This is a genomic window from Lysinibacillus sp. NPDC097195 (genome assembly GCF_044762075.1).
Classification (GTDB): Bacteria; Bacillota; Bacilli; order Bacillales_A; family Planococcaceae; genus Lysinibacillus.
The window spans coordinates 2,228,113-2,250,051 of the sequence record NZ_JBIWDP010000001.1 but is presented as its reverse complement, the minus strand read 5'-3'; the positions used below and the strand labels follow the sequence as shown (position 1 = coordinate 2,250,051).

General features: G+C 38.2%; 25 protein-coding genes. All 25 read left to right on the top strand.

Features of this window, described 5'->3' with window-relative positions:
- Nucleotides 1–6: 6 nt before the first annotated feature.
- The 25 genes from ACIQXI_RS11665 to dxr all read left to right on the top strand — a co-directional run bounded on the left by ACIQXI_RS11665 (nt 7) and on the right by dxr (nt 21,912).
- Nucleotides 7–369 carry a response regulator gene (locus ACIQXI_RS11665; RefSeq protein WP_004269288.1) on the top strand — a complete coding sequence of 121 codons (363 nt, stop codon included), beginning with the start codon at nt 7–9 and terminating at the stop codon, nt 367–369.
- A 10-nt stretch (nt 370–379) separates the two neighbouring features.
- The gene (locus ACIQXI_RS11660) at nt 380–1,051 is read left to right on the top strand and encodes a flagellar biosynthetic protein FliO (RefSeq protein WP_402924791.1); all 672 of its coding nucleotides are present in this window, start codon (nt 380–382) and stop codon (nt 1,049–1,051) included.
- Complete coding sequence (gene fliP, locus ACIQXI_RS11655) at nt 1,048–1,713, top strand: flagellar type III secretion system pore protein FliP (protein WP_173477751.1); 666 nt, start codon at nt 1,048–1,050, stop codon at nt 1,711–1,713. The genes ACIQXI_RS11660 and fliP overlap by 4 nt, the downstream gene beginning before the upstream one ends.
- A gap of 13 nt (nt 1,714–1,726) precedes the next feature.
- Nucleotides 1,727–1,996 (top strand): flagellar biosynthesis protein FliQ, encoded by a 270-nt coding sequence (gene fliQ / locus ACIQXI_RS11650; protein WP_402924788.1) that lies wholly within the window; start codon nt 1,727–1,729, stop codon nt 1,994–1,996.
- A gap of 4 nt (nt 1,997–2,000) precedes the next feature.
- Nucleotides 2,001–2,777 carry a flagellar biosynthetic protein FliR gene (fliR, locus tag ACIQXI_RS11645; RefSeq protein ID WP_402924785.1) on the top strand — a complete coding sequence of 259 codons (777 nt, stop codon included), beginning with the start codon at nt 2,001–2,003 and terminating at the stop codon, nt 2,775–2,777.
- 1 nt (nt 2,778) lies between these two features.
- Nucleotides 2,779–3,867, top strand: coding sequence for a flagellar biosynthesis protein FlhB (gene flhB, locus ACIQXI_RS11640; RefSeq protein WP_402924783.1), 1,089 nt, complete (start codon nt 2,779–2,781; stop codon nt 3,865–3,867).
- Nucleotides 3,868–3,891: 24 nt separating this feature from the next.
- Entirely contained in the window at nt 3,892–5,925 is a 2,034-nt protein-coding gene (gene flhA / locus ACIQXI_RS11635; protein WP_402924780.1) for a flagellar biosynthesis protein FlhA, read from the top strand.
- Entirely contained in the window at nt 5,922–7,118 is a 1,197-nt protein-coding gene (gene flhF, locus ACIQXI_RS11630; RefSeq protein ID WP_402924777.1) for a flagellar biosynthesis GTPase FlhF, read from the top strand. Before flhA ends, flhF begins: the two co-directional genes overlap by 4 nt.
- The gene (locus tag ACIQXI_RS11625) at nt 7,115–7,990 is read left to right on the top strand and encodes a MinD/ParA family protein (RefSeq protein ID WP_402924774.1); all 876 of its coding nucleotides are present in this window, start codon (nt 7,115–7,117) and stop codon (nt 7,988–7,990) included. The genes flhF and ACIQXI_RS11625 overlap by 4 nt, the downstream gene beginning before the upstream one ends.
- Nucleotides 7,991–9,145 carry a protein-glutamate methylesterase/protein-glutamine glutaminase gene (locus ACIQXI_RS11620; RefSeq protein WP_402924772.1) on the top strand — a complete coding sequence of 385 codons (1,155 nt, stop codon included), beginning with the start codon at nt 7,991–7,993 and terminating at the stop codon, nt 9,143–9,145.
- A 16-nt stretch (nt 9,146–9,161) separates the two neighbouring features.
- Complete coding sequence (locus ACIQXI_RS11615; protein ID WP_402924769.1) at nt 9,162–11,219, top strand: chemotaxis protein CheW; 2,058 nt, start codon at nt 9,162–9,164, stop codon at nt 11,217–11,219.
- Nucleotides 11,220–11,246: 27 nt separating this feature from the next.
- Nucleotides 11,247–11,693, top strand: a complete 447-nt coding sequence (locus ACIQXI_RS11610) for a chemotaxis protein CheW (RefSeq protein WP_402924767.1) — start codon at nt 11,247–11,249, stop codon at nt 11,691–11,693.
- Between the two features lie 10 nt (nt 11,694–11,703).
- Nucleotides 11,704–12,336: a chemotaxis protein CheC gene (locus ACIQXI_RS11605; RefSeq protein ID WP_402924765.1), complete on the top strand. Its 633-nt coding sequence runs from the start codon at nt 11,704–11,706 to the stop codon at nt 12,334–12,336.
- Nucleotides 12,337–12,339: 3 nt separating this feature from the next.
- Complete coding sequence (locus tag ACIQXI_RS11600) at nt 12,340–12,840, top strand: chemotaxis protein CheD (RefSeq protein WP_402924762.1); 501 nt, start codon at nt 12,340–12,342, stop codon at nt 12,838–12,840.
- Nucleotides 12,840–13,211, top strand: a complete 372-nt coding sequence (locus ACIQXI_RS11595) for a hypothetical protein (protein ID WP_402924759.1) — start codon at nt 12,840–12,842, stop codon at nt 13,209–13,211. The genes ACIQXI_RS11600 and ACIQXI_RS11595 overlap by 1 nt, the downstream gene beginning before the upstream one ends.
- Nucleotides 13,212–13,535: 324 nt before the next feature.
- Nucleotides 13,536–14,306 carry a FliA/WhiG family RNA polymerase sigma factor gene (locus ACIQXI_RS11590; protein ID WP_402924756.1) on the top strand — a complete coding sequence of 257 codons (771 nt, stop codon included), beginning with the start codon at nt 13,536–13,538 and terminating at the stop codon, nt 14,304–14,306.
- Nucleotides 14,307–14,339: 33 nt separating this feature from the next.
- Nucleotides 14,340–14,648, top strand: coding sequence for an RNA polymerase subunit sigma (locus ACIQXI_RS11585; protein WP_402924753.1), 309 nt, complete (start codon nt 14,340–14,342; stop codon nt 14,646–14,648).
- 9 nt (nt 14,649–14,657) lie between these two features.
- Nucleotides 14,658–15,227, top strand: coding sequence for a DUF6115 domain-containing protein (locus ACIQXI_RS11580; protein ID WP_402924751.1), 570 nt, complete (start codon nt 14,658–14,660; stop codon nt 15,225–15,227).
- A gap of 157 nt (nt 15,228–15,384) precedes the next feature.
- Nucleotides 15,385–16,104 carry a 30S ribosomal protein S2 gene (gene rpsB, locus ACIQXI_RS11575; protein ID WP_402924749.1) on the top strand — a complete coding sequence of 240 codons (720 nt, stop codon included), beginning with the start codon at nt 15,385–15,387 and terminating at the stop codon, nt 16,102–16,104.
- A 101-nt stretch (nt 16,105–16,205) separates the two neighbouring features.
- Nucleotides 16,206–17,093 (top strand): translation elongation factor Ts, encoded by an 888-nt coding sequence (tsf, locus tag ACIQXI_RS11570; RefSeq protein WP_402924747.1) that lies wholly within the window; start codon nt 16,206–16,208, stop codon nt 17,091–17,093.
- Nucleotides 17,094–17,330: 237 nt separating this feature from the next.
- The gene (pyrH, locus tag ACIQXI_RS11565) at nt 17,331–18,056 is read left to right on the top strand and encodes a UMP kinase (RefSeq protein ID WP_402924745.1); all 726 of its coding nucleotides are present in this window, start codon (nt 17,331–17,333) and stop codon (nt 18,054–18,056) included.
- Nucleotides 18,056–18,613 carry a ribosome recycling factor gene (gene frr, locus ACIQXI_RS11560; RefSeq protein WP_402924743.1) on the top strand — a complete coding sequence of 186 codons (558 nt, stop codon included), beginning with the start codon at nt 18,056–18,058 and terminating at the stop codon, nt 18,611–18,613. The genes pyrH and frr overlap by 1 nt, the downstream gene beginning before the upstream one ends.
- A gap of 350 nt (nt 18,614–18,963) precedes the next feature.
- Nucleotides 18,964–19,758, top strand: coding sequence for an undecaprenyl pyrophosphate synthase (locus tag ACIQXI_RS11555; RefSeq protein WP_402924741.1), 795 nt, complete (start codon nt 18,964–18,966; stop codon nt 19,756–19,758).
- The gene (locus ACIQXI_RS11550; protein ID WP_402924739.1) at nt 19,755–20,555 is read left to right on the top strand and encodes a phosphatidate cytidylyltransferase; all 801 of its coding nucleotides are present in this window, start codon (nt 19,755–19,757) and stop codon (nt 20,553–20,555) included. Before ACIQXI_RS11555 ends, ACIQXI_RS11550 begins: the two co-directional genes overlap by 4 nt.
- 211 nt (nt 20,556–20,766) lie before the next feature.
- The gene (gene dxr / locus ACIQXI_RS11545) at nt 20,767–21,912 is read left to right on the top strand and encodes a 1-deoxy-D-xylulose-5-phosphate reductoisomerase (RefSeq protein WP_402924737.1); all 1,146 of its coding nucleotides are present in this window, start codon (nt 20,767–20,769) and stop codon (nt 21,910–21,912) included.
- The last annotated feature ends 27 nt before the right edge of the window (nt 21,913–21,939 follow it).

Genomic DNA, 21,939 nt, shown 5'->3' with positions numbered 1-21,939 from the left:
TTAACCATGTCTAAAAGAATTTTGATTGTAGACGATGCTGCATTTATGCGCATGATGATCAAGGATATTTTGTCGAAAAACGGATTTGAAGTTGTAGGGGAAGCGGCCGATGGTCTACAGGCTGTTGAAAAATACAATGAGTTAAAGCCAGATTTAGTAACAATGGATATTACAATGCCTGAAATGGATGGTATTGCAGCGCTTAAAGCGATTAAAGGTACTGATCCAAGTGCTACTGTCATTATGTGTTCAGCAATGGGACAACAAGCAATGGTAATCGATGCAATTCAAGCGGGTGCGAAGGACTTTATTGTGAAGCCTTTCCAAGCTGATCGTGTAATTGAAGCGATCCAAAAAGCTTTAGGATAATTCCATGCAAATGTTAAAATCATTTCGTCTTACGATGATTTTCGCATTTCTTGTAACCTTCCTATTTGTGTACCTACCATCTGGTTCTGTTTATGCAGACTCCGATACAAATGTTGATTATTGCATAAAAAAACCAGAGGCATGTAATGATGATAAAACAGACCCAGCTGCGAAGGAAGATACAGTTGTTTCTGCAGCTGGAGATGTTTCTGCATGGGAATACATAAAAATGGTTTTGGCGCTTATTTTTGTTGTAGCTTTATTTTATGGGTTAATGAAGTTCCTGAACAAAAGAAATTTAACTTTTCAACGAAATCAAATGGTACAAAATCTAGGCGGTTTATCGTTAGGGGCACAAAAATCTGTCCAACTTTTGCAAATAGGAAAATCACTGTATTTAGTTGGCGTCGGTGAAGATGTCCAACTTTTACGTGAGATTACTGATCCGCAGGAAGTGGAAGCATTGCTAGCACTGTATAACGAGAAGCAGGAATTTGCGGCAACATCACCTTATATAGCAGAGATATTTTCAAAGTTTAATAGAAAAAATAAGCAAAATCCTTCAAAGGTTCAGCAGCAAGATTCGTTTGGCGAACTTTTTGAAAAAAAGATTTCTGAAATTAAACAGGAGCGTAGTGAGGAAATCGAGAGATGGAAGCAAAAGGAGAATGATGATCAATGAATGATATAGTCAATTATTTTTCCAACAGCGATCCAACAAACGTCTCGACGTCCGTTAAGCTCCTTTTATTATTAACTGTATTGTCATTGGCACCGAGCATTTTAATTTTAATGACATCCTTTGCCCGAATTGTCATTGTGCTGTCCTTTGTGCGTACAGCTTTGGCGACACAACAAATGCCGCCTAATCAGGTTATTGTTGGTCTTGCTTTGTTTTTAACGTTTTTTATCATGGCTCCGACGTTTCAAGAGGTCAATAAGGAGGCATTACAGCCATTATTTGCTGAAGAAATTGGGCTAGAAGAAGCATACGAGAAAGCGAGTGTGCCTTTTAAAGAGTTTATGAGTAAACAAACAAGGCAAAAAGATTTAGATTTGTTTTTACAGTATAACCAAGCAGAAAAACCAGCATCAGTGGAAGAAATTCCATTAACGATGCTTGTACCTGCCTTTGCCTTAAGTGAAATTAAAACCGCTTTCCAAATTGGTTTTATGATCTTTATTCCATTCCTCGTTATCGATATGATTGTCGCAAGTACATTAATGTCGATGGGGATGATGATGTTACCACCGGTTATGATTTCATTGCCGTTTAAGATTTTATTATTTGTACTCGTCGATGGCTGGTATCTCGTAATGAAATCATTATTACAAAGTTTTTAGGGGATGATACAGTATGACAGGTGAAATGGTTATTTCAATTGCAGAGCGTGCCATTATGATTATCCTTCTAACAAGCGGACCGCTATTATTAGTTGCTTTAATCTCGGGTTTAGCGGTTAGTATTTTTCAAGCAACAACATCCATTCAAGAGCAAACTTTAGCATTCGTTCCAAAAATCATCGCAGTATTAGTGGCCATTGTTTTCTTTGGTCCATGGATGTTATCACAAGTAACGAGCTATGCGAGAGATATTTTTGAGAATTTAACGCGTTATATAGGGTGAATACATGAATGAACTAATCCCTCAAATAACAGTTTTCTTATTAGTGCTTGTGCGAGTAACCGCTTTTTTTGTGACGGTACCTTTCTTTTCATATAAAACAATACCGCAGCAAGTACGTATAGCCCTTGCATTTGTTTTAGCTTGGATGATGTATTACACAATAGACGTAGAGCCATTTCTTTTTAATGGTGATTACATACTTTTAGTGATGAAAGAAGCGCTTATTGGATTGCTACTCGGTCTAGTAGGCTATATCATCATGTCGGCTATTCAAATAGCCGGAAGCTTTATCGATTTCCAGATGGGATTTGCTATTGCCAATATTATTGATCCTCAAACGGGTGCGCAAAGCCCGTTAATTGGTCAATTTTTTAATACATTGGCATTGCTATTTCTGCTAGCAATTAATGGCCATCATATGATTTTAGATGGCATTTACTATAGTTATCAGTTTTTACCTATTGATCAGGGATTCCCTAATTTCGCGCAAGATAATTATATCCAGTTTGTTATAACGACATTTACTGCCGTCTTTGCCATTGCCTTTCAAATGGCAGCACCTGTTGTAGCAACGTTGTTTTTAGTCGATTTAGCACTTGGCATTACGGCGAAAACGGTTCCGCAATTAAATATCTTTGTTGTCGGTTTTCCTATTAAAATAGGTGTTAGTTTTTTAGTGCTATTCACGATGATGGCAGTCATGATACAAGTTATACAAAAATTGATTTCGATTATGATTTACGGTATGCGCGATTTAATGGCGATATTAGGTGGTGGATAACATGTTGCTGCTACTGGACTTAGATTTACAATTTTTTGCGGGCGAAAAAACGGAAAAGGCGACACCGAAAAAACGACAAGATGCAAGGAAAAAAGGGCAAGTCGTAAAGAGTCAGGACATATCGAGTGCGATTGTGATGCTCATGGTGTTTATCTTTTTATTTTTCTTCGCAGGATCATTGCGTGATGAGCTGTTATCTTTTTTTAGACAAACATTTATCCATAACATACGTGTAGAAACACTTACGATAGACAGTGTCATGCATCTATTTACCGAAACATTAGTAGAAATGGCTTATGTTATCGTACCGATAATGGCGATTGCTTTCGTAGGAGCATTAGCGGGTAATTTTCTACAATTTGGTTTTTTATTCACGTTAGAGCCGATGAAATTCGATTTAAAAAAGATGGATCCTATTAAAGGATTAAAGAAAATATTCTCAGTAAAAGCCATTGTGGAGCTTTTAAAATCAATTTTAAAAATCACCTTTATCGGTGGTGTAACAACAATTATTGTTTGGTCAAATTTACATGAAGTATTAGCTCTATCTTTTAAAAGTCCGTGGATGACCCTTATTACTGTAGGTAAACTAGTTGGCATTATGGGTATCGCGGCTTCTCTTGTGTTACTCTGTGTCTCCTTATTGGACTGGATGTATCAAAAACATGAGTATGAAAAAAATCTTAAAATGTCTAAGCAAGACATTAAAGATGAATATAAAAATAGTGAAGGTGATCCGCTCATTAAATCAAAAATCAAACAACGTCAGCGCGAAATGGCGATGCGTCGAATGATGTCAGAGGTTCCGAATGCGGATGTGGTTATTACCAACCCGACGCACTATGCGATTGCCCTGAAGTATGATGAGGAAAGTATGGATGCCCCACGTGTAGTAGCAAAGGGAACAGACTTTGTTGCTCAAAAAATTAAACTGATTGCGAAAGAACATGATGTCGTTATGGTTGAAAATAGACCGTTAGCACGAGCCATGTACGATCAGGTAGAAATAGGCGATCAAGTACCAGAGGAGTTTTTCAAAGCAATAGCTGAAGTACTCGCTTATGTTTATCGTATCAAGCGGAAAATTTAAAGCTTTTATGTAGGAGGGACACAAATGAAGGTTCGCGATATAGGGGTTTTAGGTGCGGTTATTTTAATCGTTGCGATGCTCATCATCCCTCTTCCTCCGTGGATGTTAAGTTTCCTAATCGTCATTAATATTACGTTAGGATTAATAGTACTTTTAACAGCAATGAGTATGAAGGAAGCGTTAGATTTCTCTATTTTCCCTTCCGTTATTTTACTGTTAACCTTGTTTCGACTAGGGTTGAGTGTTTCCACAACGCGAGCGATTTTAGCGAATGGAGATGCTGGTTCAGTTGTTGAAACTTTCGGAGATTTCGTCGTTGGCGGGAATGTTCTCGTAGGTTTGGTTGTGTTTTTAATTTTAGTATTAATTCAGTTTATCGTGATTACAAAAGGGGCGGAACGTGTTGCGGAAGTAGCTGCTCGTTTCACACTGGATGCGATGCCAGGTAAACAAATGAGTATTGATGCTGATTTAAACGCTGGTGTAATTTCTGAGCGTGAAGCACGTGAACGACGTGACAAAGTTGCGGGTGAAGCGGATTTTTACGGAGCGATGGATGGTGCTACGAAATTCGTAAAAGGGGATGCTATCGCCTCCATGGTGATGGTTATTATTAACTTATTATTTGGGATTATTATCGGCGTAGTCCAAATGGGCTTACCATTTGCAGAAGCGGCAACTCATTTCTCAAAGCTAACCGTTGGTGATGGTATTGTGTCACAGATTCCTGCGCTTTTGATTTCAACAGCAACAGGGATTGTTGTAACACGCGCATCCTCTAAAGGAAGTTTAGGAGAAGATATTACCGGACAACTATTTGCTCAAGCAAAGCTTCTTTATGTTGCTGGGGGTACTATTATTTTACTAGGTTTGTTCACGCCAATTCCAAACTGGGTGACGTTACCAATCGGCATTGCACTGATTGCAGGTGCTTACATGATGGAACGTAAAAAACCAGAGGATGAGGAAGAGTTACTTGAAATCGAGGAAGAAGTGGCAACAGACGGCATGAAGAGCCCTGAAAATGTTGTGAATTTATTAAATGTGGACCCAATTGAATTTGAATTTGGCTATGGTTTAATTCCTTTAGTAGATGCAGCACAAGGCGGCGACTTATTAGATCGTGTCATTATGATTCGACGTCAACTAGCATTGGAACTAGGTATTGTTATTCCGGTTGTACGTATTCGAGACAATATTCAATTACAGCCTAATGAATACCGCATTAAAATTAAGGGTAATGAAATGGCACGAGGTGAGCTTTTACTCGATCATTATTTAGCCATGAGTCCTGGTGATGATGATTCTATTGAAGGAATAGATACCGTGGAACCATCATTTGGTCTTCCTGCAAAATGGATTACCGAGCAAGTTAAAGAAGACGCTGAAATGTCTGGCTATACGGTTGTGGACCCACCAAGTGTTGTATCAACCCATTTAACCGAAATTATTCGAGCAAATGCGCATGAATTATTAGGTCGACAAGAAACAAAACAATTAATTGATCATTTACGTGAAACACATCCAATTTTAGTTGAAGAATTAACACCTGCGCCATTATCTACAGGAGAAATCCAAAAAGTATTGGGCAAGCTTCTTCGAGAAAATGTATCAGTACGTAACTTACCAATTATTTTCGAAACATTAGCAGACTATGCAAAATTAACCAGTGATACCGATATATTAACAGAGTATGTTCGACAATCTTTAGCTCGCCAAATTACCTCACAATATGTAGGGAACAGCCCAACATTGAAAGTCATTACTGTCTCAGGTAAAGTGGAGAAAATGATTGCGGATAGTATTCAGCAAACGGATCACGGTAATTATTTAGCGATGGATCCACAAGATTCTCAAACTGTTTTAGAGACAATTGCATCGGAGGTAGAACGCGTGTCCTTTATGGAACAATCTGCAATTATTTTATGTTCCCCAGCAGTTCGTATGTATTTACGTCAGCTGACAGAACGCTATTTCCCGCAGATTCCAGTGCTATCTTATAATGAATTAGATGCTTCAATTGAAATTCAAAGTGTTGGGGTGGTGAATGTAGAGTGAAAATGAAAAAATATTATGCATCTTCCATACCAGAAGCAATGAAGCTTGTGCGTGCTGAATTAGGCGAGGACGCTGTCATTTTGAATTCAAAGGTTATCGTAACAAAGAAACTTTTTGGGCTTGTAAAAAAGAAAAGTTTTGAAGTTGTTGCAGGCATTGACGCTATGGAGCAAAGCTTTACAGCTCCATCGTCTGCTATCGTGCCAACAATGTCTACTAAAAAAGAAAATGCTAGTTTGCAAGAGATTACAAATGCTGTACAAGCTAAAATTCAACATACCCAGCCTAAACATAGTGCAAGTTTGCAAGAAGACTCTGGTATGTCTGATGAACTGAGGAAGGAAATTGCCGATTTAAAGTCGTTAATGCAATCTATGCACAAGAAGGCTAGCCAAGCTCAATATCCCGATGAACTCTTACCCTTCATTGAATACTTAAGACAGCAAGAGCTAAATGAGGAGCTCATCACAACGATCGGTGATGAGCTTTTTATGCATTTCAAAGAAGCCTCAGAAATCAATTTTTCACAATGCAAGTTAATTACAAAAAACTTATTGCGTAAAAAATTAGAAGGATTGCCGATAGGGGGGCTATCGTATGAACGTAAATATATTAATGTTCTCGGGCCAACTGGTGTCGGCAAGACAACAACAATTGCTAAAATGGCAGCACGGGCTGTTTTAGAGAAAAAGAAGAAAATTGGCTTTATTACAACCGATACATACAGAATTGCTGCGATAGAGCAGTTAAAAACGTATGCTAACCTTTTACAAGCGCCTGTTGAAATTGCCTATAACTCGACGGATTTTGAACAAGCTGTGCAACGATTGTCCCATTTAGATTTAGTGTTTATCGATACAGCTGGACGCAATTATAAAGAAGCAAAATATGTAGATGATTTACAGCGCCTTATAAAGTTTGATGATCAGGCTGAATCTTTCCTAGTGCTTGCTATGACGGCAAAAGAAAAAGATATGACCAATATTATTGAGCAATTTATTAGCGTCCCAATCGAGAAAATGATTTTTACAAAGGTCGATGAAACAAATTCTATTGGCACAATGATTAATTTAATGATTAAATATAATAAAGGACTTGCTTACTATACGAATGGTCAAGAAGTACCAGAAGATATTGAAGAAGCTGATTTAGAAGCAGTGCTTAATTTGTTTTTCCAAGGTGAAGAAAAATGAGGGATCAAGCAGAAACATTACGCTTGAAAATGTTGAAGCGGCAAGGTCAGTTAGGCAAAACCATTGCTGTCGTAAGCGGCAAGGGTGGAGTTGGTAAAAGTAACTTTTCAATGAACTTTGCAATTAATTTAGCGAGTAGGGACAAAAAAGTAGCCATTGTAGATATGGATATCGGCATGGGCAATATCAATATCTTAATTGGAAAAAATGTTTCTTATAGTTTGAAAGATTACTTGGAAGGTAATAAATTGCTAGATGAGGTCATATTTGAAGGGCCACATGGTTTACAATGTATTGCTGGCGGATCTGGTATGTCGAGCGTGCTGGAATGGTCAGAGGCCATGTTTGAAAGACTCATTCACGCTTTTGACCAGCTGCAAAAAAACTTTGACTATATTTTATTTGATATGGGTGCTGGGGCGACGAATTGGTCTTTAGAGTTACTTACTTCCATTGACGAGATAATAGTTATTTCAACAGCAGAGCCAACTTCTATTACAGATGCCTATTCGATGATGAAGTACATTCATGTACGAGATATGGAGAAGCAATTTTATATACTCTGCAACCGTGCTTTTTCTAAAGAAGAAGGTATTGAAACCATTGAGCGTTTAAGGCTTACGATGAAACGTTTTTTAGACAAAGAGGTCGCAGTGTTAGGCTCATTACCAGAGGATCCCGTTGTGCGAAAAGCAGTACGTGAACAAGTGCCTTTTTCAATCGCCTATCCAGATGCTCTTATTTCCAAAACACTGCAATTGATTGTGGCACGTTTTATGGAACAACGTACAGAAGAAGTGCATGCACATGAACAATCAGCAAATAAATTCTTAACTAAACTTAGAAGTATTTTTTCGAAAGGACGTGATTAATTGGACTTTTTACATAAAAGCAAGCTGTTAGTTGTCGATGATTCTGCTTTTATGAGAAAGCTAATTAGTGACTTTTTTGTTGGTAGCTCGAAGGTTGAAGTAGTTGGAACAGCACGAAATGGAAAAGATGCAATCAAGAAAATTCAAACATTAAAACCTACAGTCGTAACAATGGATATTGAAATGCCTGAAATGAATGGACTCGAAGCATTAAATGAAATTATGACAATTTGTCCAGTGCCTGTCGTCATGCTTTCAAGTACAACCCAACGAGGGGCTGAAAATGCACTAACTGCAATTGAGTATGGAGCAGTTGATTTTGTTGCGAAACCTAGCGGAACAATCTCTCTTGATTTACATAAAATCCAATCTGAACTTGTTCATAAAGTGGAACAGGCTTCATTGGTACCTATATCTAAACTAAAAAAACCTTCTAGTAGTAAAAGGCAACAAGAACCCATTGTATCAGCAACTGCTATAAGAAAAGAACTTTCGAAAGAACGAAAAGCGATACTTCCAGCCGATGTGAGCTCGTCCGTAGTGAATAGTACGAAGCCGCACGTTGATTGGAATAAAGTAAGCAAGAAAATTGTGTTAATTGGTACATCTACGGGTGGACCACGTGCGCTGCAGGAAGTTATTACAAAAATTCCGAAATCAATTCAAGCGCCGATTCTTATTGTTCAACATATGCCGGCTGGTTTTACGAAATCACTGGCTGCTCGCCTCGATCATTTAAGCGAGATTACAGTTAAAGAAGCAGAGCAAGGCGATATTTTACAAAATGGCATAGCGTATATTGCCCCTGGGGGATACCATTTAAGATTAAGAAAAGTAGGTACCTCCTATGGCATCGTATTGGATAATCAAGAACCACCACGTTCCGGCCATCGCCCGTCTGTAGATGTCATGTTTGAAGATGTAAGTCAATTTAAAGATTTTGATAAGGTAGCAGTTATTATGACAGGTATGGGGTATGACGGTTCAAAAGGACTAAAGGCTTTAAAACATACCGGCAATGTAATTGCTATCGCAGAGTCAGCTGAAACTTGCATAGTGTATGGTATGCCGAAAGCTGCGGTGGAAACGCAGCTTGTCGATGAAGTCGCTGATGTAGATGATATTGCACAAACAATTATGAAATATTTGCCTTAAAAGGGGTGTCCTCTTAATGGAAGTCAATCAATATTTAGAGATGTTTATCGAAGAAAGTAAAGAGCATTTACAAGCTTGTAGTGAGCATTTATTAGAACTAGAAAAAAACCCTGATGATTTGGCAATCGTTGGTGAGATTTTCCGTTCAGCGCATACACTAAAAGGTATGTCAGCGACGATGGGCTTTGAAGACTTAGCCGATTTAACACATAAAATGGAAAATGTATTAGATGCTATTCGAAATGAAAAGATTCATGTCTCACCAGAAATTTTAGATATCGTTTTTGAATCTGTCGATCATTTAGAAGAAATGGTCATGGATATTGCGAATGGTGGAGATGGAAAACGTGATGTTTCTTCTACTGTAGCGCAATTAAAGCGCATTGAGTCAGGTGAGGAAGCAATTCCGCAAGTTGTAGCCACTGTAGAAGTACCACAAGTATCAAGTGTATTAGAATATGATAGCTTTGAACAAACGGTCATTACGCAATCTGCCGAACAAGGTTTTAATGCGTTTGAAATTTCAGTAAGACTGCGTGAAGATTGTTTATTAAAAGCTGCACGTGTATTTATGGTATTTGAGATTCTTGAGAAGGATGGAGACGTTATTAAATCAGCGCCATCTGTTGAGAAGCTTGAAGATGAACAATTCGATCAGCAATTTTATGTCGCATTTGTAACAAAAGAATCAGCAGAAGATATGCAGAAGAAGTTAATGAAGGTTTCTGAAGTTGAGGAAGTTAATATTGCAACAATTAATCAAGTGCAATTCAGCGAAAAACAACAGTATGAGGCAAGCCAAGAGGTAGCGGCTACTGCAACGGCAACGGCGGAAGTAGTAGACACACAAGATACGACAGCTAAGCCTGCAGCAGAAAAAACGACAACGCCTGCAAAAGCAGATAAAAGTCATGCACCTGTTGGTAATAAAACGATTCGTGTAAATATCGAACGTCTGGATATTTTAATGAATCTTTTTGAGGAGCTTGTGATTGACCGTGGTCGCCTACAATCTATTTCCTCAGAAGTAAATCATGGCGAGCTAAACGAAACAGTGGAACGAATGAGTCGTGTTATGGGTGACTTACAAACCATTATTTTAACGATGCGCATGGTACCTGTTGAAACGGTATTCAACCGCTTCCCTAAAATGATTCGTCAATTATCTCGTGACCTTAATAAAAAAATAAATCTTGAGATTATTGGTGCAGAAACAGAGCTTGATCGAACAGTAATCGACGAAATCGGAGATCCGCTTGTACACTTAATCCGTAACTCTGTCGATCATGGTATTGAAAACCCTACTACGCGCCGTGCAAAAGGCAAGCCGGAAGAAGGTACTGTGGTCTTACGAGCTTATCACAGCGGTAACTATGTCTTTATTGAAATTGAAGATGATGGTGCGGGCATTAATCGTGATAAAGTGCTGTCAAAAGCAATTGCTAAAGGAATAGTTACGCAAGAACAATCACTTGCAATGTCAGACAATCAAATCAATGAGCTTATTCTAGCTTCTGGTTTCTCAACAGCTGATGTTATATCTGATGTATCAGGTCGTGGTGTAGGGCTGGACGTTGTTAAAACGACGATTGAATCTTTAGGTGGAAACATATCAATCGAATCTACACAAGATGTAGGCTCAATATTCTCTATTCAATTGCCGCTAACATTATCGATTATTTCCGTAATGCTTGTAGAAATCGAAAAAGAAATTTATGCAATACCGCTATCATCAATTATCGAAACTTCGATTATTCGTACATCCGATATTATGAATGCGCATAATCAAAAGGTAATCGATTTCCGTGGAAAAGTGGTTCCACTTGTATTCTTGGAGGAAATCTTTGAAGTTCCTCGTAAAGAGCTACAAGACGATGAATTCCATTCAGTAGTAATTGTTCGTAAAGGCGAGAAACTTGCTGGTTTAGTTGTCGATTCATTCATTGGCCAACAAGAAATTGTACTGAAATCATTAGGCAACTACTTAACGAATATCTTTGCAATTTCAGGTGCAACAATTTTAGGTAATGGTAAAGTAGCCTTAATTGTAGATTGTAATGCACTTATTAAATAAGGTGAATGAATAAGAGAGGTGTTAACCATGACAAATGCAGTTGAACAAGAAAATATAAAAGTGATTGTCTTCCAATTAGCAGATAAGGAATATGCTATTCCTGTATCTCACGTTCAAGGTATCGAGAAACTGATGCATATTACACGTGTGCCTAAAACAGAGAAATACGTAAAAGGTGTTATTAATTTACGCGGTGTTGTGACGCCAATTATTGATTTACGACAACGCTTTGAATTACCAATCTCTGACCATGAGGAAACAACGCGTATTATCATTATTTCTTTAGAGGATATGGAAGTAGGCTTTGTAGTCGATTCAGCAAATGATGTATTGGACATTCCTGCAAATTCAATTGAACCACAACCAGAAGTAGTGGGTTCTCTTGAAGAAGAGTTTATTTCAGGTGTAGCCAAAATTGGTAAACGATTATTAATTTTATTGCATTTAGAAAAAGTATTAAATCCACTAAAGTAGGGATTCGATTATGACATTTAATCAAAAGATTACATCACTGCATTTAGACGTCTTAAAGGAAATTGGCAATATTGGTGCCGCACATGCTGCGACAGCACTTTCCAATTTGCTTGGTAAAAAAATTGATATGCGTGTACCAAAAGTCGAAATGGTATCGTTTAATGACATGATGGAGTTAGCTGGTGGCTCTGAAAATGTCGTGGTAGGGATTTTTTTACGCATTGAAGGTGATGCAGAGGGGAGCATGTTTTTCATTCTTCCTATCGAACAAGCAAATCGCTTTATCCGTCGTCTAATACAGGATGAATCATTCGACTTTAAAAACCCACCTGTTTCTGAGCTAGGATTATCAGCCATGCAGGAAATGGGGAATATTTTATCAGGGTCATATTTATCTGCGTTATCAGATTTTACAAATTTAAAAATTTATCCCACAGTACCTGGTCTAAGTGTGGATATGTTTGGAGCAATTATTAGTATTGGCTTAATTGAATTATCGCACGTAAGCGATAATGTCATCGTAATAAATACATCCATTTTTGAAGACGGTGTGGAGGATCATGAAACAGTAAGAGGACATTTCTTCTTATTGCCGGATCCAGATTCTTTTGATGCTATTTTTAAAGCATTGGGAGTTTCATAGGCTATGCTAAATACGAATGGGCAAGTAATAAAAGTTGGAATTGCGCAAATGGATGTAGCGAAATTTCCGAACACAATTAGAACCTCAGGTCTTGGTTCTTGTGTAGGCGTTATTTTATACGATGAGTCAAAGAAAATAGCTGGTTTAATCCATGTAATGCTACCAGATTCTAGTCTTGGTAGATCAGAATCAATAAATGTCGCAAAATTTGCAGATACTGGCATTTCAGCTATGATAGATTTATTAAAACTAGAAGGTGTTCAAAAATTTAAGCTAAAGGCTAAAATTGCAGGTGGTGCGCAAATGTTTCAATTTACATCAGATAAAGATTCAATGCGCATAGGTCCACGTAATGTAGAGGCCGTTAAGTTTGAATTAAAACGTCATGGAATTCCTTTAGTTGCCGAAAATACGGGCGGTAATAGCGGTCGAACAATTGAATTTAATCCGGCTACGTCGATATTAAATATTCGAACGGTTAACCAAGGAGTGAGTGAAATATAATGTTTGGTTCTATTTTTTATAACTTGTGGGGGGCGTTAATTGCCTTTTCTTGTTACTTCTTTATAACGCTGCAACAACCGTATACGCCATTACGTATTATCATAGGTTCCTTTATAGCAGCTATTATCGTATTTTTTGTTATGTATATCGTTAGATTGTTAATTGCATATGTGCTATTTACGCCCAATGCAGATCAATTACTAGCTGATGGTGAGCTGGAAGACAACAATGCTTCGCATCTCGACGAGGGAAGTAATGAAGCAGCTCCTACAAGCTCAACAGTTGAGTTTCAAGATGAAAACACAGAAGATATTGCACAAGTTGTACGAACGATGTTAAATCGTGAAGATGAACAACAAGTAAATGCATAAAGCGAGAACTATTTGAACTGCCTCTAATGTTAACTATAGTTAGAGGCAGTTTTCTTATGCCTAAAAAATACGCCAATCAATTATAGAATAGTGTAAGAGAATCATATGAAATTATAGTCGAATCTTGTTATAATAAAAGGAAAGAATGGCATGGGTTTGTATTCTACGTCTGTCAGTCATTGTAAGCAAATACTCAAAGAGGCTTATTAATTGATATGGATTTAAAAATAAGGTGCTAATAGTGCTCTGGGCACAATGAACCACTTGCAACATGTAAGCTTGCTCACAGGCGTAATATGCTTTTCATAAAGAGAGGTGGATTTTATGACACAACCAATTCTAAACGATGAACAAAAGCTGTGGAATCGGTGGATTCATGATCGTGATCCAGATGCGGGTGATTTACTAATAAAAAAATATACATCTCTTGTGACTTATCATGTACAGCGAATCGGCGCAGGTGTACCTAAAAGTGTATCCCGAGACGATTTAACAAGCTTGGGTATGCTAGGTCTATTTGATGCGTTAAATAAATTTGATATAAACCGAGACTTAAAATTTGATACATATGCTTCTTTTAGGGTGAGAGGTGCCATCATTGATGGCTTACGTAAGGAAGATTGGTTACCACGATCTGCACGAGAGAAAGCAAAAAAATTAGATGCCAAAATAGAACAATTAGAACAACACTATATGCGCCATGTGACACCTGAGGAGCTAGCAGAACATATGGAGGTACCAGTGGAAGATGTTTACCAAACAGTACAGGAGCATTTCTTCTCAAATGTACTGTCCATCAATGAGCAGCAAGATCAGGAGGAGACTGAGGGAAAGTCATTTGTCATTCGTGACGATACGACAAAGACTCCTGAGCAGGTCGTTATAAAATCAGAATTACTTGATGATTTAGCCATAAATATACAAAAGCTAAATGACAAAGAGCAACTCGTTCTTAGTTTGTTTTACACAGAGGAATTGACCTTAACTGAAATTGGTGAAATGCTCGAATTATCAACATCCCGTATTTCACAAATACATTCAAAGGCTTTATTTAAATTGCGCAAGTTACTATCAAATGAAATGATCAATGTATAAGCATCATCACGTTTTGTTGAGGGAGGGATACGAATGAGTTTAAAAGGTGTCGAATTACAAATAGCTATTCCAAAAACGTTTGAAGCGGGTAAAATGGCTGATCAGGCACAACAACAAACTTTAGCTCAACAAGCACATGCAAATGAAGCGCTAAAAAAGGACATTGAGCGCAAACAAAAAGCTGTCAATACATCTGAAGGTATGTCTGAGATTAGTGAAGAGGAAGAAGCTGGTGGGGAATATATAAAAGGTACACGTAAAAAGAAAAAAAATCTTAACGAAAAACCCGAAAAACAGGCTCAGCATCCTTTCAAAGGTAATTTCGTGGACTATAGTGGATAGGAGTTTACTATGACAACCATACTAATAGCTGTACTTTTCGTTTTACAGCTACTATCAATTTATTTCATTATCATTTTGAATACCAAACTAGCGAAATTCAAAGATTTAGAAAAAAAGCAGGAACGTTTAATGCGAGAAATGGACGACTCCATCAGTCTTTATTTAACTGAAATGAAAGACGAAAACAATCGCCTTATTCAAGCGTTGCAAGTCGTGCCAAAACCGGAAATGGCAACTACTACAGGACAACAAAAGCGCAATGCCTTACAAAAAAATGAAGGGCAGCCGTTGTCATCATTAGAAAGCCACACGAAGGAAGCGGGACGAGAGAACGAGCCTCGTATTTTAGTGCCGAAAAATATCGTAACGAACGCCTACTCACGCCAACAGCTAGGAGGCGCACCTGTGCAAGCCACAGCGTCGAAGCCACCTACAGTACAAAAAGAAGAGCCACAACCATTAACGATGGAGCAACAAATTGTGCAAATGGCAAAGCAAGGGAAATCGGCGGAGGAAATTGCCAAAAAACTGCAAAAAGGCAAGACAGAAATCGAGCTTTTATTGAAATTCCATAGCTAAAACAGTTGCTAATGCTATAAAGCTGTGATATAGTAGCAAATGGTGTTATTACTACACACGCATTTTGATGCAGTAAGTGGTGCTCTAAGATTAGGGTAGCTTGTTGCAGACGATAAATGCGGAGGAAAAAAACCAAACATTCTAGGAGGAAATTCACATGTCAGTAATTTCTATGAAACAATTACTTGAAGCTGGTGTACATTTCGGTCACCAAACTCGTCGTTGGAACCCAAAAATGAAGAAATATATCTTCGTTGAGCGTAACGGGATCTACATCATCGACTTACAAAAAACTGTTAAAAAATTAGAGGAAGCTTATGACTTCATGCGTCAAGTTGGTCAAGACGGTGGTAAAGTTCTTTTCGTTGGTACGAAAAAACAAGCACAAGAAGCGATCAAAGACGAAGCTGAACGTTCAGGCAACTACTACATCAACCAACGTTGGTTAGGTGGTACTCTTACTAACTTCGGTACAATTCAAAAACGTGTTGCACGTATGAAAGCTATCGAAAAAATGGAAGAAGAAGGAACTTTCGAAGTTCTTCCTAAAAAAGAAGTAATCCAACTTAAAAAAGAACACGAACGTCTAGTTAAATTCTTAGGCGGTATCCGTGATATGCACGATCTTCCAGACGTTATGTTCGTGGTTGACCCACGCAAAGAACGTATCGCTGTTGCAGAAGCTCGTAAATTAAACATCCCTCTAGTAGGTATTGTTGATACTAACTGTGATCCAGATGAAATCGACTATGTTATCCCTGCTAATGACGATGCTATTCGCGCTGTTAAACTATTAACTGCTAAAATGGCTGACGCTTTAATCGAGTCAAAACAAGGTGAAGAAGAAGCTCCAGCTACAGAAGCTGCTGCTGAGTAATTCACGTTTACAAAAAGGTGATAAGTGGCTCAGAACCCTTATCACCTTTTTTAGAACCTATCACTGAAATAAGTTTAACCAATTTGAGGAGGCAACACTAAATGGCAAACATTACTGCACAATTAGTAAAAGAATTACGCGAAAAAACTGGCGCTGGTATGATGGACTGTAAAAAAGCGTTAGTACAAACTGATGGTGACCTAGAAGCTGCAATCGATTTCCTACGTGAAAAAGGTCTTTCTTCAGCTGCTAAAAAAGCTGACCGTATCGCTGCAGAAGGTACAACTTACATTCTAGAAAAAGGTAACGAAGCAATTATTCTTGAAGTAAACGCTGAAACTGACTTCGTTGCGAAAAACGATAAATTCCAAGTATTAGTTTCTGCTTTAGCTGAGCAATTACTTGCTGCTAAACCAGCATCAGTAGAAGCTGCATTAGAGCTTGAAAATGCAGAAGGCGTAAAAATCGCTGACCAAATTTCAACAGCAGTAGCAACAATCGGTGAAAAAATTACACTTCGTCGTTACGAAATCAAAACAAAAACTGATGCAGATGCATTTGGTTCTTACCTACACATGGGCGGCCGTATTGGTGTATTAGTATCTTTAGAAGGTTCTACAGATGCAGCAGCTGCTAAAGATATCGCTATGCACATCGCAGCGATTAACCCAACTTACGTTTCTCGTGACGAAGTTTCTGCTGAAGAAGTTGAACGTGAGCGTAAAGTGTTAACTGAACAAGCACTTAACGAAGGTAAACCAGAAAACATCGTAGCGAAAATGGTTGAAGGTCGTCTTGGTAAATACTTCGAAGACGTTTGCTTACTTGACCAATCATTCGTTAAAAACTCAGACCAAAAAGTTCGCGACTTCGTTGCTACAACTGGTGGTGCTGTAACTGGCTTCGTACGTTATGCAGTTGGTGAAGGTATCGAAAAACGCGAAGATAACTTTGCTGAAGAAGTAATGAGCCAAGTTAAAGGTAACTAATTTGTAGACTAGTTCACTTGTTGAATTGGCTTACATTTGATCCTAATCAAATAATCACTAGATTTTCTAGACAAAAAATGGGGAACACAACATAACGTGTTCCCTATTTTTCCGAAAAGAGCTAAAAAAAGATAGAATTTTCTATTACCATTATTCACAACTAGCAATTATTGTTAGATATACTATAATGGAAAAGGAATAGAAATGTTTTAAATAAATGTCTGACGGAGGTTTACAATGAGTGTGCCACAATATAAACGAGTAGTTATTAAACTGAGTGGTGAAGCGTTAGCAGGAGAGGCTGGCTTCGGATTATCACCAAAAATTATCAAGTCTGTTGCAGAAGAAGTAAAAGAAGTAGTAGATCTTGATGTAGAAGTTGCTGTTGTTGTAGGTGGCGGTAATATATGGCGTGGGAAAATCGGTAGTGAAATGGGCATGGATCGTGCAGCAGCTGACTATATGGGCATGCTAGCAACGGTTATGAACTCATTAGCATTACAAGATGCTCTTGAAAAATTAGGTATCGAAACACGCGTGCAATCTTCTATTGTGATGACACAAGTAGCAGAGCCATATATTCGTCGTAAAGCAGTTCGTCATTTAGAGAAAAAACGCGTAGTTATTTTTGCAGCAGGTACAGGTAACCCGTTCTTCTCTACAGATACAACTGCTGCATTACGTGCAGCTGAAATTGACGCTGATGCGATTTTAATGGCGAAAAATAATGTAGATGGTGTCTACTCTGCAGATCCAAAGGTCGATACTACTGCCATCAAATATGATACACTCACATACTTAGACGTTATTCAACAAGGGTTACAAGTAATGGATTCAACTGCTTCAACACTATGTATGGATAACGATATTCCGTTAATTGTCTTCTCAATTACGGAGCCAGGTAATATTAAACGTGCCGTACAGGGCGAAAAAATTGGAACAGTTGTTAGGAGGAATGCATAATGGCTAAACAAGTTTTAGAACAAGCAAAAGAAAAAATGAATAAATCGATTGCTGCTTTTTCACGTGAACTAGCATCAATCCGAGCAGGTCGTGCAAACGCATCTCTATTAGATCGAATTACTGTAGATTATTATGGAGCACCAACACCAATCAATCAACTTGCAGGTGTTGCTGTACCAGAAGCGCGTTTACTAGTAATCACACCTTACGATAAAACAATTTTAGGGGAAATCGAAAAAGCGATTATGAAATCGGATATTGGTATTACACCAACTAATGATGGTTCAGTTATTCGTTTAATGATTCCTGCATTAACAGAAGAACGTCGTAAAGACCTTGTAAAACAAGTGAAAAAAGAAGCAGAAGATGCGAAAATCGCAGTACGTAATGTTCGTCGCGATGCAAATGACGATCTTAAAAAACTTGAAAAAGCTGGCGAAATCACAGAAGACGATCTACGTGGATATGGTGATGATATCCAAAAATTAACAGATGATTTCATCGTGAAAGTAGATCAAGTAGCGAAAGAAAAAGAAAAAGAAATTTTAGAAGTGTAAGCAGGCGCTTTACATTTCTACGATGGAACTTTTTGATGAGATGAAGGCGTCCTATACATAACAGGACGTCTTTTCTCTTTTATTGTAAAAGTATTCATTTCTATCGATGCTACATTTCTCCTGTCATGTATGCGCTATAACGTTTTACTTGCATACAAATAGTAAACACTTATTTAAGTGCGCTAGCAGTTCATGAAGGTAGCAAGACAAGATTGTTCTTTGCGATGTATGTTGTTCTAAAATAAGGTAGTTCATACATAGTCAATTAGAGGGAAAAAAAAGACAAAAGGCACTTTTGTTTGTTATGATAGGTTAGTATACGTCCGATTAGTTGTAGTGGGGGAGTTAGCATGTTTAAGAAGCTATTAGGTAAACAAGTAAATATGGATACACTATCATTGGAGGAACGTGTTGCCCATTCGAAAAGCGAGCCGATTCCTGCCCATGTAGCGATTATTATGGACGGAAATGGACGTTGGGCTAAAAAACGGGCCATGCCACGTGTTGCTGGGCACCACGAGGGTATGAAGACAGTACGGAAGGTAACTAGATTTGCATCTGATCTTGGCATAAAAGTATTAACGGTGTATGCGTTCTCTACAGAAAATTGGAAACGACCAAAACCAGAAGTCGATTTTCTTATGCGTCTACCTGTAGAATTTTTAGGCTCCTTCTTACCTGAAATGATGGAGCGCAACGTGCGTGTTGAAATGATTGGTGATCCGACGCTTCTACCGGCACATACACAAAAAGCATTGTATGAGGCAATGGAGAAGACGAAACATAATACAGGGTTAATTTTAAATTTTGCCTTAAATTATGGCAGTCGATCAGAAATGGTTAGCGCCATGAAAGCGATGCTACAAAAAGTACAGGACGGTCAATTAACCATACAAGACATAAATGAGGAATGTATGACAGCTCATTTAATGACAGCTCATCTACCAGAGCCTGACTTACTAATTCGTACAAGTGGTGAAGTGAGATTAAGTAACTTTATGCTATGGCAGCTCGCCTATACGGAATTTTGGTTTACCGATACATTGTGGCCAGATTTTAGTGAGGAAAACTTTCTGGAAGCGGTGGAAAACTATCAAAAACGTAATCGCCGTTACGGTGGGTTGAAGGGAGAAGAAACATCTTGAAACAACGAATCATCACAGCAATCATTGCAGCGGCACTGTTTATTCCATTTGTTATTTATGGAAAAGTGCCATTTACACTACTTGTACTAGCAATGGCTGTTGTAGGCTTTTATGAAATACTAAAAATGAAAAGTATTTCAATTTTTTCAGTACCGGGCATTATCGGGTTACTGACACTCATTTTGCTTGTCATACCGAAAAACTGGGCTAATGAAGTAGTACATGCTATTGGCTACTCGTCCTTATTAATGGTTATCTATGGACTAGTGATGCTCTTGCTGATTTATGTAGTCTTAGTAAAAAACAAAATTACATTTGATGAAATTGGTTTTATTTTACTTGGTGCATTTTATGTAGGATTAGGTTTCCATTATTTAATTGAAACAAGAAGCTATGGTCTTGAATTTGTTGTCTATTGCTTACTTGTTGTATGGACAACAGATTCAGGTGCCTATTTTGTTGGTAGAAAATTAGGGAAAAATAAGCTGTGGCCAGAAATTTCACCAAAGAAAACGATTGAAGGCTTCATTGGTGGTATTGTTATTGCGGTGATTTTTGCTATCGCAATGCAAGCGATTTATCCATTCGCAAATGGTTATGTTTCACTAATTTTTATTACGATTTTTGCTTCCATCATTGGCCAAATGGGCGATTTAGTGGAGTCAGCCATCAAGCGTCATTTTGATGTAAAAGATTCGGGCAATATTTTACCAGGGCATGGCGGCATTTTGGACCGCTTTGATAGTTTGTTATTCGTCGTGCCTTTGCTACATTTTTTACATCTTTTCGGTAGCTAAATGGTTGAATAGACAGTGTAGTTTTTCTTTATTTGATGACGTTATTTTTGTTTGTAGAAAAATAACGAACATTCAATGGAGCGGAAGGCGCAACTTCAGCGGGAAAAGCAGCGCAGGAACGGTTTGCTGCTTCCCAAATTAATGCGTCGGTAGCATAATGAGGCAAATTAAAATATTGATTTGCTAAGATAGAAAAAGGGGACGTTTTGTCGTGAAAAAAATTAGTTTATTGGGTGCAACTGGTTCTATCGGTTGGCAAACCTATGATATTTTAAAAGAACAACGGGAGGCATTTCATCTAGTAGCGTTTTCTTCAGGAAAAAACATAGAAAAAACACGTGAAATGATCGAGACCTTAAAGCCAGAACTTGTCTCAGTTCAGCTTGAGGAAGATGCACGTATGCTCGCAAAAGACTATCCGCAAGTACACTTTACATTTGGTGCAAAAGGGCTTGTAGAAGTTGCGACCCATCCTGATTCAACGGTACTTGTCAATGCAGTGCTTGGTAGCGTTGGTCTTGAATCTACATTAGCTGCCATTCGCATGGGTAAAACAATTGCCATTGCAAATAAAGAAACGCTTGTCACGGCAGGACATTTAGTAATGGCGGAAGCGAAAAAATACAATGCCCCAATATTGCCGGTTGATAGTGAGCATTCTGCTTTATTCCAATCGATGAATGGTGAAAACCCGAAAAATATTGAACGTTTAATTATTACTGCGTCCGGTGGTAGTTTCCGCGACAAAACACGAGAAGAGCTAAAACATGTGACGGTTGCTGATGCGCTCAATCATCCTAACTGGTCGATGGGAGCAAAAATTACGATAGACTCAGCAACAATGATGAATAAAGGGCTGGAAGTTATCGAAGCACATGTCTTGTTTGATATGCCTTATGATAAAATTGACGTACTTTTACACAGAGAAAGTATTATTCACTCTCTAGTTGAGTATCATGATACTAGCGTTCTAGCACAACTTGGTACGCCGGACATGCGTGTGCCTATCCAATATGCTTTAAGCTATCCAGATCGTATGCCGCTACATAATGGGCAACGACTTAATTTAGCGCAAATCGGTCAGCTGCATTTTAAAGAAATGGATTTTGCACGCTATCCAGCATTGCGATTAGCTTATGAAGCAGGACGTGCAGGTGGTACCATTTTAACTGCCATGAATGCCGCAAATGAAGCAGCAGTTGCCGCGTTTTTAGAAGGTCAAATAACGTTTCTTGAGATTGATGAAACAATTGAACGTGTCATGCAGGCACACGATAATGTGCTAGTGCCAGATTTACAAACCATTTTACATGTAGATAGAGAAACAAGAAAAATAGTGTTAGACATGGTAAAATAACGACAGGAAGTTATCGTTAACTAATCG